Genomic DNA, 18,040 nt, shown 5'->3' with positions numbered 1-18,040 from the left:
AACCGCCCCCGCCGGCATGCTGCACAGTTTCTGCGCCGGCCGCTGGGGGTTGGGTGCCTTGCCCGAACAGGGCACTAAGCATTCACAGGAATTCTGGCATCGCCCACCGCAGAACGTCAAACGCTTAACGTCATTGCGTCAAGCGCTTGATGCCTTGAGATGCCTGAAACTCCAAAATGTTGGCTACGATCGTTGCATGGTCACCCTCGATCGGCGCAACGCCCGCGCGCCCCGCGTTACGGCTGCGATGGTGGCCGAGCGCGCCGGAGTTTCCACTGCCACGGTGTCCCTGGTAGCCAACGGGAAAACCAGGGGGCGGGTGTCCGAGGACAACATTTCGCGCGTGCGTGAGGCCATCGCAGAGTTGGGCTACGTGGTGGACAGCATCGGAAGCTCGCTGGCCAAGGGTGTGAGTTCCATCGTCATCCTGGTGGCCCCTGACATCTCCAACCCGTTTTTCGCCAAAGTGATCGCCGGAGTGCGGGAGTCCCTTGGCGCCGAGTACCAACTGCTGCTGTCCGTCACCGACGCCGGCGAGTTCCCGCAGGCCGAGGACGTCCGGAAACTCATGGCGCTCCGGCCGGCCGGCCTCCTGGTGGATGCCCCCAACGCCGGCTTCCTCGAAGAACTGTCCGCCGCCGGCCCCCTGGTACTGCTGGATGCCCCCGGGCTGGAGGCCTACGCCCCCTCGGTAAACCTGGACGTCGCGCGCGGCGCACGTGAGCTGGCAGCGCACCTGGCCGATTCGGGGCACACCCAAGCTGCCTACATCGACAGCGTGACCGGGACCGCCACCTTCGAGGTGCGGCGCACCGCGTTCCTCGCGGAGGCCAGGGCGCGCGGGATCTCGGTGGCGCCCGATTGCATCATCAGCACCACGATCGACGTCGGGTCGGCCGCCGAGGCGTTCGCCCGGGCCTGGCCGCAGTGGCAGCGCACCGGAGTCACCGCCGTCGTATGCGGAACGGACACGCACGCCTACGGCGTCCTGCAGGAAGCCCGCGTCGCGGGAGTCCGCATTCCACGGGAACTTGCCGTGGCCGGCTTCGACGACTTGCCTTATTCGGCAACCAGCAACCCCGGCCTGACGAGCGTGCACCTGCCGGCCATGCCGCTGGGACGCAAAGCAGGTCAGCAGCTCCGCTGGCTCATGGAGGGATCTGAGCTGGAGGAGCCGAATGTAACACTTGGCAGCTCGCTGGTGGTGCGCGGTTCAACGGGCTGACCGGCGGGCGCGGGAAGGAACACCCATGACCGGCCGATGCGTCGGCCGGTCATGGGTGCCTGGCTACCCAGCCTTGCGCGTGGTGAACGGCAGGACCAGCCGGGACTGGTGGGCGGCGTCGCGGTAGATCTTGTGGGTGACGGGCCGGCCCACGGGCAGGTGGAAGGCATCCGGCGGCAGCAGCGCGTTGTGCTCGTCGGCCAGCGGCTCGCCGTTCGAGAGTTCCACCGTCAGGACGTGACCTGGCTTGAAGGTGTTCGCGAACGGGTAGAGGCGCAGCACGTACTCCTGGATGGTCCCGGGCTCCACCGGCACTGAGCGGGTGTGCGGGTGGTGCGGGCTGCCTTCGGTGGTCCGCTCGTCGAGCTCGCGGTGGGAGGCCTTGAGGTAGCCGCTGGTGATGAGCTGGCGTTTGCCGTTGGGGGAGTAGTCCCACAGGCGCAGGATGAAGTTGGTATCCGGCTGATCGATCTCGGCGAAGATGTGGGCGGCGCCGGTGCCGATCAGCTCCGTGGCCTCCTCGAAGGCCGGCGTGGACCAGCTGATGATCTCTACCTTGTCCGTCACCGTCAGCGGCGCCTGGTAGAAGCCGTCCGGGGCGGCGTACTCGACGCCCATCAGCTCGGGTTCTGTGGACAGCTTGTGCCGCGGGCGAAGATACAGGCACTTGTATTCGATCTCCTTCGGCGGCCACGCCTCCGCGGTGGCCACCTCGCGTGAGCCCTCCACGAAGACGCTGACGGCGGGTTCGTCCATGACGCCGTTGTCGATGCCCTTGATCCAGTAGTCGTACCATCGGAACATCTTGTCGTGTTCCTCGATGAAGGGCCGCGACTGCATCGGCGGGTACGGCCCGATGTCCAGCTTCTTGGGGCCACTCAGCGCGTTGTACAGTTCGATCGTGCCGTCCATGGTCCAGCCGCGGCCCTGGTCGATCTGGAGGTAGACCGGGATGTCGATGTTCGGGGCCAGCGTGATGGGGTTGCGTTCCTCGTACCAGTCCCCGTCGAGCTCGTTCATCACGATGTCGAACCAGGCTTCGTGGTTCTTCGGGTAGTTCAGGACGTGGACCAGGTTGGGCCAGGCGGCGACGTCCGGATCTTGCAGTCGCTCCTGGACGAGCTTTTTCAGCTCCCCGGGGGCGTACTTCTCGATCATGCGTGATTTGACGTTGTCGGTGAATGCCCAGCCCGAGTCGCCGCCGCGGCCCTCGCGGGCGGCGCGCGGCATGAACCACATGATGCCGCCGTGGTAGGTGGTCTCGTAGAAGTCGTAATGTCCGCCCGAGACAAAGATCGCCTTCAGGCTCGGCGGCCGCTCGGCCGCTGCCAGCACCTGCATGGAGCCGAAGTAGGAGATGCCCACCATGCCGACGTTGCCGTCGCACCAGGGCTGCTCGGCAACCCACTCGATGAAGTCGTACGCGTCCTGGCCCAGGGAAACGCCGCCGGCGTTGTAGTTGCCGATGTGCTCGCCGCCGGAGTGGCCGGAGCCGCGCAGGTCGCCAATGACGTGGACGTAGTCCTCCTTGACGATGCGCGCGATGTCGCCGGCCTCGATGCAGCCGTCCCACATCGGGCTGGGGCGCCGCTGCGGCGGGGTGGTGAGTGCCAGCGCCTGCAGTTCCTTGCCGTAGGGGCTCAAGGCCACCAGCGCCGGGCGCGGCTTGTCCTCGACGCCCTGATAGGCGTCCGCGGCGAGCTCGACGCCGTCCCGCATGGGGACCCGCAGGTCCTTGCGGATGGCAATCTTCTCCCCACCCGCGTCGATCCTCTGATACTCATTCATAATTGCGAAGCTCCTCTGCTAAGAGATCTGGTTGAACTGCGTGCGGTAGCCGTGCAGCGTGGTGAAGAACGGAGAGGGCTCCAGCGTGGGGTCGCCCGTGTAGCCAAGCTCCTCGGCAACCGGGGCGAACGGGGAGTAGACCGAGTCGGTCTCTTGCAGGCCCTCGCGCAGGTGGCGCCGCGCGGCGCCACCGATCCGGGCTTCCAGGTCAAGGCTGCCCTGCAGGGCCCGCCGGGCCGCTTCACGGTCCAGTTCGACGCCGTACGGCACGCCGTCCACATTCCTGTAGGGGTGGCCCAGGTAGAGATGCTGCGGGCGGATCTCGTCGCGAAGGTACGTCAGGCTGGCGCGGTAGGCGGCGGGATCCTCGTAGCCCGGGAAGCCGTTGGCGGCTCCGTGGATCTGCACGGCATCGCCGACGAAGACCGACTGCTGGCCGTCCACGACGTACGCCACCGACCCGGCCGTGTGGCCCGGGATGTGGTGGACGGACACCGTGACGTCCCCGCCCAGGGAGAGGGTCTCGCCGCCCTTCACCAGCAGAGTCGGCTCCATCTCGCCGGAGATGACTTGGTTCGCTGCCTTGGTTTGCTCCGCCACCGCGTCGGGATTGTCGAGGTACTGCTGGCGCACGCCTACGTACTGGTCAACATGCGCGCGCCGGGACCGCAGCAGGGGAGCATCGGCCTCATGGATCACGACTTTGGCGCGGCGGCCCGTGAGTTCCCAGAGGGCGTGCGCACCGCCGAGGTGGTCGATGTGGCCGTGGGTCAGCAGAATCCAGCGCACGTCCTCGATGCGCCGTCCCAGCTTCTCTAGCGCGGGGATCATGCCGTCGGCGGGCGACGACGCGATCCCGGTGTCCACAATGGCGGGTTCCGGAGCATCGATGAAGAAGCTGTAGAGGCCAAAACGACCCCAGGGCGACACCAGCGGATGAACAGCAACCGGCTCTGTCATTGGACGGCCCGAGCGTTCAGGAAGTCACCGGTCTCCTGGAATGCGCGGTGGAACTCCGGGATCCAGGAGAAATGCTGGACGAATCCGTGGCCGGCGCCTGGGTAGCGGCTGACCGTCGCGTCCACACCGGCTTCCCGCAGGCGCCGGCCGTAGAGTTCGCCCTCATCGCGCAGGGGATCGTACTCGGCCGTGATGACCAGCGCCGGCGGCAGGCCGGACAGGTCCTCGCGCTTGATAGGGGAGACGAGGGGATCCGCCGGATCCGCCCCGCTCTCGAGGTAGAAGGAGTTGAACGGCGCCAGGCCGGCCGTCTCCAGCCCGTAGCCTTCAGCGTTCTCCCGCAGCGAGGGGTAGCGGTCGACGTCGAAGTCCAGGTCCAGGGACGGGTAGAACAGGATCTGGTGCGAGATGGCGTCGAACCCGTCATCGTGGGCCTTGGCGGAGACGGCGGCCACGAAGGTGCCGCCCGAGCTGTCGCCGGCGATGGCGAGGTTCTTCCCGTCCCAGGCCAGGCCGCTACCCTGCGCGGCGGCCCAGCGGACCACGCCGTAGCAGTCATCCAGGCCGGCCGGGAAAACGGATTCGGGGGCCAGCCGGTAGCCGACCGAGATGACCTTGTGGCCGGTCTCCTGGGCCAGGGACCGTGCGATGTGGTCGTGGGTGTCCAGGCTGCCCAGGAAGAAGGCGCCGCCGTGGAAGTACACCAGCAGGCCGTAGGCGTCAGCCGCCACCGGTGTGTAGATCCGTACGGGCACTTCGCCCGCGGGCGTCACTGCCGTGGCGTCCTCGACAGAGGACAACGGGAGGCGGTCCTCGGGTGCGGGAACCTGGGCGGCCTCCCCGGCGCGCATGGCCCCAGGGTTCAGCGGACCAGGAGGCGGCGGAGGCAGGGTGCCGAGGATCTCGGCGATCTGCGGGTGAATTGGCATTGGGTGGTCCTTCCTTACTGGTTGGCCGGGAATGCTGAGTCCACCGCGTCGGCGTGCCAGCCGAGGCGCGACACCCGCTGCAGCTCATCCGTCAGCGGCTTGCGGGTGGCCTCGTAGATGGTCAGTGCGTCCTTCACGGAGTTGCCCTGCACCAGTGCGTCGGCGAAACCGCCGGCGTCCAGGATTGCCGAGTTGGCCCCCTGGCCCTGGTGGTGGAGCATCGCGTGGGCGGCATCGCCGAGCAGCGCGACGGAGTCGGTGTGCCACGAGTCGAGGGAATCGATGTCGAACACCGAACGGCTGGTCACCTGGCTCAGGTCCAGTTCCCGGGCGACCCGGACGATCCGCTCGTCGAAGCCGTTCAGGATCGTCTCGAGGTACTCAGTGGAGATCTCCGGTGCCCACGAGTCGTCATCGGAGGGGGCCGTGATGTCGTACGAGAGTTGCCCGCGGTGACGCAGCGGCAGGTTGTAGGCGATCGTGCCGTTCTCGCCCATGTAGAAGCGCGGGTTGTCGTCCGTCACAAGCCCGTGGGCGTCATCGATCGAAATGACCGCGCGGTAGGCGTGCTCGCCGGAGAACACCGGCTCCTTCTGCGAGAACAGCTGATTGCGCACCGTTGAGCGGATGCCGTCGGCGCCGATGACGAGGTCTGCGGTGACGATCTCGCCGTTCTCGAAAGTCAGCGTCGCGTGGTCGCCGTTGTCCTCGATGGTCTCCAGCTTGTAACCAAGATGCACCATGCCCTCCGGCAGGACGCCGAGCAGGGCGTCGATGAAATCCCCGCGATGGATCATGCGGTTGTGGTTGACCTGCTCGTAGGCGCGCAGGAAGGGCCATTCCTCGTTGGCGAGGACGTGCTGACCGTCCGCACTGAGGATTTCGAGGTGGTCGCTGGGCGAGCTCACGGCGGCGATCGCATCGAAGATGCCCCACTTGCGGAACAACTCGACCGACGGCGGGCGCAGCCCGATGCCGGCGCCGACCTGGGCGAGGGCGGAAGCCTGCTCGTAAACGTGGACGTTCTCCGCACCGATGTTCTGCAGGGCCTTGGCCACCGAGGCCCCGCCGTAGCCGCCGCCGATGATGGCGATCTTGAGGTTCTTGATCTCTGAAGTCTTCATTGGTTGATTCTCTTTCTTGACCCAGGGTGGACCTGGGAAAACTTGGGTGGAGCGGTGGGGGATCAGGCCTGCAGTGACAGGAAATCGGCCGGATTGTCCTCGAGCAGGAGTTTGAGGGTGGCGTCGTCGATGCCGGCCGCCTGCATGTCCGGGATCATGTCCTCGAAGATGTAGTTGATGGTGTGGCCCTTAACGCCGGGCCAGCCCAGCGGGCTGCAGTTCGCGTCGGCCGAGACGAGGAGCTTGTCGGCATAGCCCTTGTTCACGAGGTTGACGAAGTGCTCCATGCGTTCGGCGCGCTTGCGGCCCCAGAACGGCGGATCCGGCAGTTCGAGGTCATAGCCAAAGGTGTCGAACCCGATGCGGCCGCCCTGGTCGTAAATCCAATCGTGCGGGGTGATCGGAGCGTTCAGGCCGTCGTCGGCGTGGCCGAAGAGCACGCGGTCCAGCGGGAGTCCCTCCTCGTTGAAGATGTTCACTGCCGGCTGGGGGTCGATGGCCAGGTGGGTCAGGATCGGCGCGCCGGTGACGACGGCGGCGCGGGCCGCGGCCCGGTAGATGCGCTTGTCAAGGTCCGTCATGCGTCCACCGCGGCTCACGCCGACCTTGATGACGCCGGCCTTCGCGCCCGTGGTGCCGATGCCGACGGTGATCTCGTGAATGAACACCTTCGTGAGGTAGTCCACCGTGGCGCGGGAGAAGTGCGGCAGGGCGGTGTCGCCGCCGACGAAGCCGGTGCAGGCCACGATGTGCACGCCCGTCTTCCGGGACAGGGACTTGTAGTAGTCCACGTCGCGGCCGTTGCAGATGCCGGTGGCGTCGACGAAGGTTCCGCCGCCGTATTCACGGAATTTCCGCAGCTTCGGCACGGTCTCCTCATAAGCCTGCTCCGGGGTTTTCCACCATTTGGTGTCCAGCTCTGACCCGGGCATGCCGTAGCCGATGTGTTCGTGGACCGCCACGATTTCCAGTTCTTCGGCGGGGATGGTTCCCAGCACTGTGTTGACCTTGGTCATTTCGTTCACCTCAGGGGTTCGAAAGTTGTTGTGTGAGGGCGGACGCGTGCTTAGCGCACTGTCAGCAGGTTGCGCGGGTTGTCCACGAGGATGCGCCGGGTGTCTTCTTCGCTCAGGCCGTGGGCCTTGAGGAAAGGCACGAAGGTCGTCAGGACGTGGCTGTAGGGCAGGGTGTACTCCGGCAAGCCCTTGGCCACGCCGATCGAGTTGCCCGACAGGATGATCTTGTCGGCGTGGCCGGCCTTGACGAGCTCGAGCACCAGGTCGGCGCGATCGTGGTCGGTGAGGTAGTCGGCGTGGTCGTTCAGGCCCACGTGGTCGATGCCGACGAAGGCTCCGCGGCCGGCCACCTCGACGGCGGAGCCGGCGGCGTCTTTGCGGTCCAGGTCGCCGACGAGCACCCGGTCGGCCCCGATCTGTTCGTCCAGGACGACGTCGAGGTCGTGCAGGACGTCCGCGCCGAAGCGGATGGAGACCGGGACGCCGGTGTTCTTGGCTGCGCGGGCGGAGCCGCGGAACAGGCTTTCCTCGGTCGGGGTCATGCCGGCGCGGTCGGCGGTGGTCGCGACGATGCCGGCTGCGGCGCGGCGCTCAACCCGGGGGACCACCATCCCCTCAGTGACCTCCCTGCCGAAGAGATCGCTGAATTTTTCGGCCGGCCAGGGGGTGGGCGGGTTGGTCTGCGGCGTCAGGAAGTATCCGCCGAGCTCCTCCTCCGGGCCCAGGCCCGTGGAGGCGACGATGTGGACACCGGTGGAGCGGGACAGTGCCTCGTACAGTTTCAGGTCGCGGCCATGGAACATGCCGGTGCTGTCGACGATCGTCTGGCCGCCGTGCTCGCGGAAGTCCGTGAGTTTCGCAGCCAGGGCCTCGAAGATCTCAGCCCGGTCCATGGAGATGTCCGGGGCGTCCTGGGCGCCGGGGAGCACCGAGAGCAGGGCTTCATGGACCGCGACGACGCCCAGCTCAGAAGCGGCGACGGGACCCAGGACCGTGTTGACGGTTTGCCCGGCCGGGGAATGGAACGCGTCACCGGTAGCGACGGGTGTGGTGGGACTCACTTGGCTTCTCCCTTGAAGATCGGGTGCTTATGCAGGGCGCCTCGGAGCTTTGTGTCGTCGCTCCGTTGCAGAGTAGCCAGCGTCACATATTTCTTTACACGGTGTCAAGCAAATAGTCGTAACGTACATCTAGCATCCAGCCGGAAGGCTTCAGCGGGTTGAACATGGCGTTTATGAATCTAACGAACAGTTCACATGCTTGACATGGTGTAAAGATTGATATCAGACTGTGGGGAGCGCCACATCCAGTCCGGCCTATGCCGGCCCCTCCGTGAAGCACCAGTCCTGGCGCTCAACCGGAGAACCGACCGGAAACAAAGGAGTTTCATCGATGAGTCAGTCCATTAAGGTGTCGAGCCGCGGCTCGGTACGTGCGACGTTCGTGGCCGCCTACAGCGCGGTCACACTCGCTCAAATCACCAACGCGCTGCCGGGCGCCCTCAGCGGCACTTTTGCCGCGGAATTCCATACCTCGGGTGCAGGCCTGACGTGGATCGCGGGCATGTTCCTGATGGGCATTGTGGTGTTCGAGCTCAGCTGGGGGCTCCTCGGCGACGTTCTCGGACGCAAGAAGCTGCTGTACGCCGGCGCGGCGCTGAGCGTCGTCGGCTCCGTCCTGGTCGCGCTGGCCCCGACCACCGAGATGATGATCTTCGCGCAGGCGGTCGGCGGTATCGCGGCGGGTATCCTCTTCCCCATCTCGCTGTCCATGATCGCGGCGATCACTCCAGACCACCGGGCCCGGGCCCGGGTCATTGCCACGTGGGCCGGGTTCCTGTCTCTCGGCGCGGTGATCTCACCCGTGCTCGCCGGGCTCACCGCCCAGATGTTCACCGTGCCGGGCGCCGGGCCCGGCGCGCCGAACGTGTATAGCGGCTGGCGTGTCGCCTACCTCGTTGCGGCCGCCCTCGCCGTCGTCGTTCTCCTCGTCGCACTCCGGGCGAAGGACTCCGCGGCCACCGGGGGACGCAAACTCGACCTGCCCGGCCAGTTCACCCTCGCTCTGGGCCTCATCGCCGTCCTTTTCGCGACCGTCCAGGCGGTCGATGCGGGCTTCGGCTCCTGGGAGGTCCTCGCGGGCTACGTTATTGGCAGCATCCTCCTGGTCGCCTTCGTCGTCATCGAAATGCGCACTAAGCAGCCGCTCATCCACCTCTCCCTGTTCAAGAACAGTGCCTACTCCATCACCGGCATCGTCGCCGTCACCGGCATGTTCGCCTTCCTGGCGATCTGCTTCAGCACCAGCGTCGCCGTCGGCGGTCTCGCCCTGGCCGAGACCTGGAAGGTCGGCGTGCTGTTCGTGTTCATCCAGGGACCGGCCTTCGCCTTCATCCCGGTGGTGGGCTGGCTCATCCACCACGTGGCGCCGCGCTGGGTCCTGACCTCGGGCTTCGCCCTCATGGCGGTTTCCGGATTTTGGCTCTCGACGTTTTCCCTGGGCGCCCCGGAGGCCTTCGGCGGTACCCCGTGGACGGCCTTCATTCTGCCCCTGCTGCTGCTGGGCATCGGATTTGCGCTCACCGTCGGCTCCGTCACCGCGGTGGCGATCAATACCGTCCCGCCCCAGCACATCGGCATGGCCTCCGCGACGACCAACCTCCTGCGGGACCTTGGCTTCGCCCTCGGCCCGGTCATCGGCTCGGCCATCGCGTTCGGTATCGGCGCCTCAGCCTTCGCGGGCCCGCTCGGCGGTATCCTCGGCGGTGCGGGGCTGCCCGCCAATGCCGTCGCCGGGCTCTCCCACGTGCCGCCGCTGGGCTTCCTCTCGGGCTGGGATGGCGTGATCGCGCAGTTCTCCGGCCAGGCATCGGCGGGCGGCGCGCCCGCGGCTGCCGTCGACGGCATGGTCCAGGCCCTCACGGCTGCGCAGCAGCAGATCCAGGGCGCGGCCGGGGCCTCGCTCGGCCAGGGCTTCCAAACCGTATACCTCGTCGCGGCCATAGCGGCGACGGTTTCCGCCATCCTTACCCTCTTCATCTCCGCACGTTCCTCGGCGCCCACCCCCGATGCCATCGCTGAGACCACCGAGGCCAACGCCGAAGCGGCCGTCTGAGACGGAGGGCTTCACTTGACCGCCTACCATCCAACCTTCCGCAAGGAGAACACCGTGACTGCACCCATTGAATCCGACATCGACATCTGGGATGACGACATCCTTGTCGACCCCTACCCCACGTATGCCTCGCTCCGCGAGCAGGCCGCAGTGGTCCACCTGCCCAAGAACGACCTGTACGTCCTGACGCGCTACGACGCCATCCGCGACGCACTCGGTGATCCGGAGACCTTCTCGTCCACCAGCATCGGCTTCAACCCCATGGTGAACGAGGCGCTGCAGGGCACCTCGCTGGCCTCCGATCCGCCCATCCACACGCAGCTCCGTGCCACGCTGTCGCAGAACCTCACCCCACGCGCCCTCCGCGGCCTGAAAGTCGTCATCGACGAAAAAGCGGACAAGCTCGTCGCCGGGCTCGCCTCCAGCGGCAGCTTCGAGGCCATCGACTCCCTGGCCCGCGCCTTCCCGATCGAAATCGTTGCCGACCTGATTGGGTTCCAAGGACACGTCAAGGACAACATGCTGCGCTGGGGCCAGGCCGCGATGCAGGTCCTCGGCCCGCTGAACCAGCGCACCCAGGAGAGCTTCCCCATCGCCGGGGAGCTCTATGGCTGGTGTTCGTCGGTCACGGCCGAAGACCTCGCCCCCGGCTCCATCGGCCGCGGCATCTTCGACGCCGAGACCCGGGGCGAGATCCCGGAAGGCACTGCCGGGCACATCATCCACCAGTACCTCGGAGCCGGCGTCGACACCACGATCGCCTCGATCGGGAATATCGTTGCGCTGTTCGGGCGTCACCCGGAGCAGTTCGAACTGGTCCGGGCCAACCCGGAACTCGTGCCCGCCGCTTTCGCCGAGGTGCTGCGCTACTGGGTGCCCATCCACGTCTGGGGCCGAAAGGCAACGCAAGATGTGGAGATCGACGGCGTAACGATTCCCGCGGGCGCCCAGGTTGGCATTCTCTTTGGGGCCGGCAACCGGGACCCGCGGCACTACGAAAATCCGGACACGTTCGACGTGATGCGGAACCCCGTGGATCATCTTTCCTTCGGCTATGGACCGCACGGCTGTGCCGGCCAGGGCCTGGCGAGACTTGAAGGCCATGCGATCATCGAGGCCCTTGCCCGCAGGGTGCAGTCGCTGACCATCGGGGACGCTGTTCGGGTCCCGAGCAACATGACACGGAGTATCGAGAAGCTCGAGGTCACCAAGGTGGTGGCCGCATGAGGATCGAACTGGACCGGCCGCGCTGCGAGGGACACGGACTCTGTGAGGAAGCGGCCCCCAATCTCATGCACCTCGACGATGACGGCGAACTCCTGCTCGATGTCGCGGAGGTGGAGGGGGCCGACCTGGACGCCGCGAAGGCGGCGGTCCGGGTCTGCCCGGTCGCAGCGCTTCGGCTGGAAGCGGCATGAGCATGCGCCGGATTGTCGTGGTCGGTAACGGCATCGCCGGGCTGACGGCATGCGACTCATTGCGCTCCGCCGGCTTTGACGGCGAGCTGACGGTCGTCGGCGCCGAGCCCCACCAACCCTACAGCCGCCCCGCTCTGTCGAAGGCGCTGTTGCATGATGTGGATGGGAACGGCGGCGGCGGCCTCCAGGCCCACGAGCTGCCCGCGCCGACCCACGAAGCGACCGAACTCCTCGGCGTCAGCATATCTGGCCTGGACGTCGACGCCCGGGTGGTCCGGCTCGACGGGGGCGGCGAACTGCCATATGACGGCCTCGTCATTGCCTCCGGTTCCCGTGCGAAGCGCCTTACCGCCGCGGAGGGAGCAGGCGGGCCACGGCATGCCGGCTCTGACCGGCAGCTCACCCTGCGCACGATCGAGGACGCGATCACGCTGAAACAACGCGTCGCATCGCGCCCCTCGGTCGTTGTGGTCGGCGGCGGACCGCTCGGCATGGAGGTCGCCTCAGCCTGCCTGCAGCTGGGCTGCGACGTCACGCTGGTCTCCGACGTCCAGCCCCTCTCTCGCCAGCTGGGCGACCACCTGGCCGGGATATTCGCCACAGCCGCGGCCCGGCACGGCCTGCGGGTGGTTGGCGGCGGGAAGGCCCGTCTCATCGGCTCCGGTGCGGGGACGCGGGTGGCACTGGCCGACGGCATCGAACTGGAGGCAGACCTCATCGTCACTGCCATTGGCGACGAGCCGAACATCGACTGGCTGGCCGGCTCAGGCCTCGTCGTCGGCGGGTCGTTGCGCGTGGACACCCGCGGCCGGCTGCGGCCGGAGATCGTTGCCGCCGGTGACGTGGCGTCCTTCCCGACCCGCCGCGGGGTGCAACGCGTGCCCCTGTGGACAAGCGCCATCGACCAGGCCAAGGTCGCGGCCGTCGGCCTGCTCCAAGGCGACGCGGCCCCCGAACTCAACTTCCAGCCGTACTTCTGGACCGAGGGCTTCGGCCTGTCGCTCAAGGCGGTCGGCTTCACGCCCCTGGTCGGCGCGCCCGACTACTGTGAGCCGGGCGAGGACCGGGAGTCGATGCTGCTCCGTTGGGAGGACAAGGAGGGCTCAGGTACCGCCGCGGCGATCAACTACCGGATCCCCATCCCGAAACTGCGCCGGCTGGCCGTCGCAGGGCCGGGCGCGCTCCGGCCGTCAGAGCCCGTTGGCTCCGGTGAGCGAGTCCCGGCACCGTCTTTGCGGCATGTCAGGACGCTTGCCGTCGCGCGGTCTTAACGTTTCATGCGTCCGAATTCTGCACACCACGGTTAGGATTAATTCATGTCGTCGCTGCGAGAAGCCCAGAAACAGCTGACCCGCGACGTGATCATCGACCGGGCGCTCGAACTCTTCACCCAGAAGGGCTATGCGGCGACGACGATCGACGAGATCGCCGTGGCTGCCGGGACCACCCGGGCGACCTTCTACGCGCACTACCCTTCGCGTGCCGATCTCATGAGGGACTTCATGGCACGCGTTAACGCCGTGCTCGACCGTGCGGATGGCCCAGACCGGGCGACAACCGCCGTCGAACTCGTCGACGTGGTCCGAGGGGGCCGGCTGCCGGACATCCTTGCCTGGCTCGAGTCGCGCTCGGCGCTCTGGCCGGTCTTCCGTCCATACCTCGACGTGCTGGACGAGGCCGCCGCGGTTGATCGCGAGGTACGGGACCTGGTCCGGGGATGGCATGAGGAAGTTATCGCCGACATCGTCCGCGGCATGCAGCTGGCCGGCCGCTTCTCAGAGGAAACGCACCACATCCGCGGAACGCTTGCCTTTACACAGCTGGACTACGTCGCTACGCTCTGGACCCGCCGCAAACTCGAGCCGCACCGCGAACACGCACTCGAGCTTCTGGCCGACAGCTGGTACCACCTGCTCTGCGACGAAGGCTAGGCAGGGCCCCTACCCGGGCCCGGGGGGATCAGTGGAGTCCAAGGGCTCTGGAACTGCTGGTGAAGCGGTGGCGCCCGCCGGTGCGTGGTCCCGGCGGGCTGTTCCGGACGGCTGCGCTAGGGAATAACATTCCTGCATGGACGCCAAGCTCTTCGCCTATCTGAGCTACAGTGACGCGCCGGCAGCCCTGAACTGGCTCCAGGCAGTGGGATTTGACGTCATTTACCGGCAGGACGGCCCTGCAGGGACGGTGCTGCACGCCGAGATTCGCATGGGGGAGGCGGTGCTGATGGTGGCTAGCAGCGACGCCGCGTACCAGCGGCCGTCCCTGATCGGTCAATCGACCGGCCAGGGACTCTATCTTCTGGTCGAGGACGTCGACGCATTTCATCAGAAGGCCCTCGCGGCGGGCGGAACCTCCGTGATCGAGCCCGAAGATACCCCCTGGGGCGCCCGGCGCAGTCGAGTGCTTGATCCGGAGGGACAGGAATGGAGCGCCGGCACCTACCAGCCCGGAACCAACGCGTAAATCACTCTTGCGCCGGACGCCCTGCCCGGGCCAGCTCCCTGGCCGCGCGGCCGTGGGTCAGCTCGCCGGACGCCCTGCCCGGGCCAGCTCCCTGGCCGCGCGGCCGCGGGTCAACCCACTGGCCGCGCGGACGCCCATTCCTACCGGAACGACCCCACCGCCAGGTGCTGGACCCGCCCGTCCACGACCGTGGCCAGTGCCTGCGCGGCAGCCAGGTCATCCGGGGCGACGGACAGCGGATCGACGTCGAACACCGTGAAATCCGCGCGCTTGCCTACAGTGACCGACCCGGAGACAGCCCACTGCCCGGCAGCCCTGGCAGCGTGCGAGGTGTAGCCCTCGAGCGCCTGCCGTGCAGTGAGGGCCTGGCCCGGGGCGATCGGCTGTTCGCCCAGGCGGCCGGCCCGCCGTCGTAATTGCGCGTCCGCCAGGATGGGCAGCGGTTCGAACGGGGCTATCGGCCAGTCGGAGCCGAGCCCCAGGGTGGTTCCCGCCGCGCGGAGGTCCGCGCACCGCCAGGCGTTGTTCGCCCGTTCGTTTCCGAGCCGGGTGGACCAGTTGTCCGTATGGTCGGCGCGGGAGTAGTGGGTGCAGTGCGTGGGCTGCATGCTGGCCACCAGACCCGAACGGGAGAACCGCCCGATGAGGGCGTCCGGGACGGTTTCGAGGTGTTCGATCCGATGCACGGCCGACGGCGCAACCGACCGCACCGCGGGCGGCAGGGACTCGAAGGCGTCCAGAACTGCGGCCACGCCGGCGTCGCCGATGGCGTGGGTAGCGGTGGGAATGCCACGGCCGGCGAAGTACCGCACGGCCGCCGCGTACTCCTCGGGGCGCGGCCAAAACGGGGCCACCGATTCCCCATAGGCATCGGGCTCAATCAGCCAGGCCGTGCCGTTGTCCACCGTCCCGTCGACGAACAGCTTGATGCCGGCCACCTCCCAGCGCTTTCCGCCCAGTCCGATCTGTTCCGAAAGGAGGTCCCAGTCTTCCTCGCCGCTGCCGGGCATGCACCACGGCGAGATCCGCAGTCGCAGCGGGAGGCCGCCGTCCAGGTCATCGTCGAGGGCGCGGAAGAGCTCCAGCGAACCCTCCCCGCAGTCCATCACGTGGGCGCCCGTCAGCCCGGACCGGGCGAACTGCTGGAAGAGGTCAGCGAGCCTCGCCTTTCGCTCGCCGAAGGACTCCGCCGGCATCACCTGCGCAACGAGCTCGACGGCCGCGGCTTCCAGGAGGAGCCCCGTGGGCCTGCCGCTTCCGTCACACACCACCTCAGACGCCTGCTCAAAGGCCCGCGGTCCGGTGACCCCGGCGATTTCGAGGGCACGGGAACTGGCAAGCGCGGAATGCCCGTCGAAGAGCCGGAGCAGGCACGGCCTCCCGGCGACGACGTCGTCAATCAGCTCGCGCGCGGGAGCAGCGGTTCCGAACACATTGGGGTCCAGGCCCCATCCCCGCACCCAATCCCCTGAGGGAGTTGCTGCCGCTTCGGCGCGCAACAGTTCGCGCACCTCGGCAAGGTCCCTGGCGCCGGACAAGTCGCAGCCGCGCGTCAGTTCCAGTCCCAACACGGGGTGCATGTGGCAGTCCACGAGGCCGGGGGTCAGAACGGTTGCGCCGAAATCGATGACTTCCGCTGCCGGCCAGCTTTCGGCGTCGGAACGGCTCCCGACGGCGGCAATCACGCCGCCCTGGACGGCCACCGCCTGCGGCGCGGGACTGTCGGCGGGCCAGCCGTCCATCGTGTGGACGGTGTCGGCGAGGATGATCACATCAGGATTCATGGGTTTCGAAGCTTCCAATCCGTGCGAAGGTCCCGGGACGGTGGCGGCGCACCCAGCGGGCGGCCAGGAGCCCGGCGATGAAGACGAGGGGCGTCACCAGGATGAGGAGGGTATTGGTCAGGGCGTCAGCGAAGGTGAGCAGCTCGATGTTCAGGCCGATCAGCATCACCACGCCGAAGAGCAGGATGGCCGAGGCCAGGCTGAGCGGCACCATCAGCTTGTGCGTCGCCGCCGCGGGGTTCCGGCGCAGGTAAAGGAAGGCCGCCACCGACACCAGGCCCTGGAGCCCCACGATGCCGAAGATGCCCGGCGTGTTCACCCAGATCAGCAGCTGCTGGTAGGGGTCGGCGTTGAGCAGGGCGCAAATGGTGATCACCACCGCGGCCAGAACTGTCTGCAGCTGCCCGGCCCGGTGCGGGGACTGGAACCGGCGGTGGGTCCGGCCGAGGAAGGACGGCAGCACGCCGTCGCGGGCCAGCATGTACACGTAGCGGTTGATCGCGTTGTGGAAGGCAAGCTGCGATGCGTAGACGCTGGTGACAATCAGCAGGTACATCACCACTTCGGCCCACGGACCCACGTAGTGGTTGATGGTCTGGAAGAACATCCCGCCGGCCAGTTCACCGGCGGCTTCCACGGCGCGGTCTTCGCCGTATGCCTGGATGACGGTCCACACGATGAAGGCGTAGAAGACGGACATGAAGCCGACGGCGATGTACATGGCCCGCGGCACGGACTTGTCCGGGTTCCGGGCTTCGGAGCGGTAAAGCACCGTGGACTCGAAGCCCATGAAGGCGGCGAAGCAGATGCCAAGGATCGCCAGGACGCCGGGTCCAAACGCCTGGTCCGGACTGAAGGAACCCATGCTGATCCCGTGGGCTCCGCCGCTGCTGAGGATGCCCACCCCCATCACGGCGAGGATGCCCGTCTCGGCCACCAGGAGTACCCCGAGTACCTTCGCTCCCACGTCGATGCCCCGGTAGCCGAGGAACCACACGGCTACGACGGCGGCCAGCGCGATGGCGGGCCACGGCACCTCGAGCCCGAAGAGCACCTGGAACATATCGTGGGTCTGGACGGCGAAAAGACCGTAGACGCCGATCTGGAGGCAGTTGTAGGAGACGATCGCCAGGATGGCGGAGGCCAGCCCGATGGTCTTGCCCATGGCCAGCGAAATGTACGTGTAGAAGCCGCCGGATGCTTTGACGTGGCGGGTCATCGCCATGAAGCCGATGGCGAAGAGGGTGAGCACGATGCCCGCCAGCAGGTAGCCGGCCGGGGCGCCGATGCCGCCCACGCCGATGGCTACCGGCGCCACGCCTGCCATGACGGTGAGCGGTGCTGCGGCCGAAATGACGAGGAAGGCAATACCGCCCGTGCCCAGGGCGTTGCGCTTGAGGGCGCCGTCCGCGGACGACTTTGGTGGTTTGGTTTGGGTATCCGGCACTGGTCCGTCCTTTCTTGGAGCCCACTAAACGAAAGGCTTTCGTTTAGTATGAATGTGTGTGGCGCAGAGCACAATAGTTTTCCCAAAAACGACGACGCCGAGCCCCGCCGACTAGGCTGTGATTGACCTTCAAGAGCTGCAGTCAGGAGATCCCATGGGGCGCCCGCTCCTCCCGCTGATATCCGTGGATGCCCTGACCACGGCCGCCCTGGACCTGGTGGACGAGAGCGGCGATTTCAGCTTTCCGAAACTGGCGAAGCGGATCGGCGTAAGCCAGTCCTCCATTTACAACCACGTCAGCGGCAGGGATCAGATCCTGGAACTCTTGCGCCACCGGATCATCACCGAAGTGCCGTATCCGCCGGTGGACCATAGCAACTGGGAAGCAGCCTTGCGGGTCCTGATCCGCGCCTATCGGGACGCGTTTGCCCGCCATCCGCGGCTGGCGCCGCTGCTGGTGCTGCAGTCCATCACCGATCCGGCCGTCATAGGACTCTACGAGGACCTCGCGCTGGCCCTCGAGGGGGCGGGCTTCCGGGGGCGGGATGTGGTGGCGGCCATCTCCACGATCGACAGCTTCGCCCTGGGCGCAGCCCTGGACCTGGCCGCTCCGGAAGTTGTCTGGGACCCGCCGGCGGAGGGCTATCCCACGCTCAAGCGGGCACTTGGCCATGCCGGGCCGGCGGAGGAAAGGGGCGGGCACGCCTTCGACTTCGGCCTGGATGTGGTAATCGGCGGGCTCCGGTCCAAGCTGGCCCGGTAATGCCGCAATGGG

At 67.1% G+C, this 18,040-nt stretch carries 16 protein-coding genes; 8 read left to right on the top strand and 8 right to left on the bottom strand.

Annotated features, from left to right (window positions below):
• Positions 1 to 196 precede the first annotated feature (196 nt).
• Positions 197 to 1,225: a LacI family DNA-binding transcriptional regulator gene (locus tag AC1DEY_RS01250; protein ID WP_476866411.1), complete on the top strand. Its 1,029-nt coding sequence runs from the start codon at positions 197 to 199 to the stop codon at positions 1,223 to 1,225.
• A gap of 63 nt (positions 1,226 to 1,288) precedes the next feature.
• Here AC1DEY_RS01250 and AC1DEY_RS01245 read toward each other — a convergent pair whose 3' ends face one another.
• From AC1DEY_RS01245 to AC1DEY_RS01220, 6 genes are all read right to left on the bottom strand, one after another.
• Positions 1,289 to 3,013, bottom strand: coding sequence for a CocE/NonD family hydrolase (locus tag AC1DEY_RS01245; protein WP_476866410.1), 1,725 nt, complete (start codon positions 3,011 to 3,013; stop codon positions 1,289 to 1,291).
• An 18-nt stretch (positions 3,014 to 3,031) separates the two neighbouring features.
• Positions 3,032 to 3,973 carry an MBL fold metallo-hydrolase gene (locus tag AC1DEY_RS01240; protein WP_476866409.1) on the bottom strand — a complete coding sequence of 314 codons (942 nt, stop codon included), beginning with the start codon at positions 3,971 to 3,973 and terminating at the stop codon, positions 3,032 to 3,034.
• Complete coding sequence (locus AC1DEY_RS01235) at positions 3,970 to 4,902, bottom strand: alpha/beta hydrolase (protein WP_476866408.1); 933 nt, start codon at positions 4,900 to 4,902, stop codon at positions 3,970 to 3,972. Before AC1DEY_RS01235 ends, AC1DEY_RS01240 begins: the two co-directional genes overlap by 4 nt.
• Before the next feature lie 14 nt (positions 4,903 to 4,916).
• Entirely contained in the window at positions 4,917 to 6,026 is a 1,110-nt protein-coding gene (locus AC1DEY_RS01230) for an FAD-dependent oxidoreductase (protein WP_476866407.1), read from the bottom strand.
• Positions 6,027 to 6,088: 62 nt separating this feature from the next.
• A complete protein-coding gene (locus AC1DEY_RS01225; protein ID WP_476866406.1) occupies positions 6,089 to 7,042 on the bottom strand; it encodes a phosphotriesterase family protein in 954 nt (317 codons plus the stop codon).
• 50 nt (positions 7,043 to 7,092) lie between these two features.
• A complete protein-coding gene (locus AC1DEY_RS01220; RefSeq protein WP_476866405.1) occupies positions 7,093 to 8,103 on the bottom strand; it encodes a phosphotriesterase family protein in 1,011 nt (336 codons plus the stop codon).
• A 331-nt stretch (positions 8,104 to 8,434) separates the two neighbouring features.
• Between AC1DEY_RS01220 and AC1DEY_RS01215 the strand changes: the two genes are divergently transcribed.
• The 6 genes from AC1DEY_RS01215 (at position 8,435) to AC1DEY_RS01190 (ending at position 14,034) form a co-directional block, all read left to right on the top strand.
• The gene (locus AC1DEY_RS01215) at positions 8,435 to 10,156 is read left to right on the top strand and encodes an MFS transporter (protein ID WP_476866404.1); all 1,722 of its coding nucleotides are present in this window, start codon (positions 8,435 to 8,437) and stop codon (positions 10,154 to 10,156) included.
• Between the two features lie 54 nt (positions 10,157 to 10,210).
• Positions 10,211 to 11,383, top strand: a complete 1,173-nt coding sequence (locus AC1DEY_RS01210) for a cytochrome P450 (RefSeq protein ID WP_476866403.1) — start codon at positions 10,211 to 10,213, stop codon at positions 11,381 to 11,383.
• On the top strand, positions 11,380 to 11,574 hold the full coding sequence (locus AC1DEY_RS01205) for a ferredoxin (protein ID WP_476866402.1): 195 nt from the start codon (positions 11,380 to 11,382) through the stop codon (positions 11,572 to 11,574). Before AC1DEY_RS01210 ends, AC1DEY_RS01205 begins: the two co-directional genes overlap by 4 nt.
• Positions 11,571 to 12,845, top strand: coding sequence for an NAD(P)/FAD-dependent oxidoreductase (locus tag AC1DEY_RS01200; RefSeq protein WP_476866401.1), 1,275 nt, complete (start codon positions 11,571 to 11,573; stop codon positions 12,843 to 12,845). Before AC1DEY_RS01205 ends, AC1DEY_RS01200 begins: the two co-directional genes overlap by 4 nt.
• A 45-nt stretch (positions 12,846 to 12,890) precedes the next feature.
• Positions 12,891 to 13,505, top strand: a complete 615-nt coding sequence (locus AC1DEY_RS01195) for a TetR/AcrR family transcriptional regulator (protein WP_476866400.1) — start codon at positions 12,891 to 12,893, stop codon at positions 13,503 to 13,505.
• A 136-nt stretch (positions 13,506 to 13,641) separates the two neighbouring features.
• Positions 13,642 to 14,034 carry a VOC family protein gene (locus AC1DEY_RS01190; protein WP_476866399.1) on the top strand — a complete coding sequence of 131 codons (393 nt, stop codon included), beginning with the start codon at positions 13,642 to 13,644 and terminating at the stop codon, positions 14,032 to 14,034.
• A 140-nt stretch (positions 14,035 to 14,174) separates the two neighbouring features.
• Here the strand turns inward: AC1DEY_RS01190 and AC1DEY_RS01185 are convergent, their stop codons facing one another.
• Positions 14,175 to 15,818, bottom strand: a complete 1,644-nt coding sequence (locus tag AC1DEY_RS01185) for an amidohydrolase (RefSeq protein WP_476866398.1) — start codon at positions 15,816 to 15,818, stop codon at positions 14,175 to 14,177.
• Positions 15,808 to 17,265, bottom strand: coding sequence for an APC family permease (locus AC1DEY_RS01180; RefSeq protein ID WP_476866397.1), 1,458 nt, complete (start codon positions 17,263 to 17,265; stop codon positions 15,808 to 15,810). Before AC1DEY_RS01180 ends, AC1DEY_RS01185 begins: the two co-directional genes overlap by 11 nt.
• A 154-nt stretch (positions 17,266 to 17,419) precedes the next feature.
• Between AC1DEY_RS01180 and AC1DEY_RS01175 the strand changes: the two genes are divergently transcribed.
• Positions 17,420 to 18,028 (top strand): TetR/AcrR family transcriptional regulator, encoded by a 609-nt coding sequence (locus AC1DEY_RS01175; protein ID WP_476866396.1) that lies wholly within the window; start codon positions 17,420 to 17,422, stop codon positions 18,026 to 18,028.
• Positions 18,029 to 18,040: the final 12 nt, after the last annotated feature.

This window comes from Arthrobacter sp. 05T47 (assembly GCF_056395825.1).
This window is presented reverse-complemented; position numbering and strand designations above follow the sequence as displayed.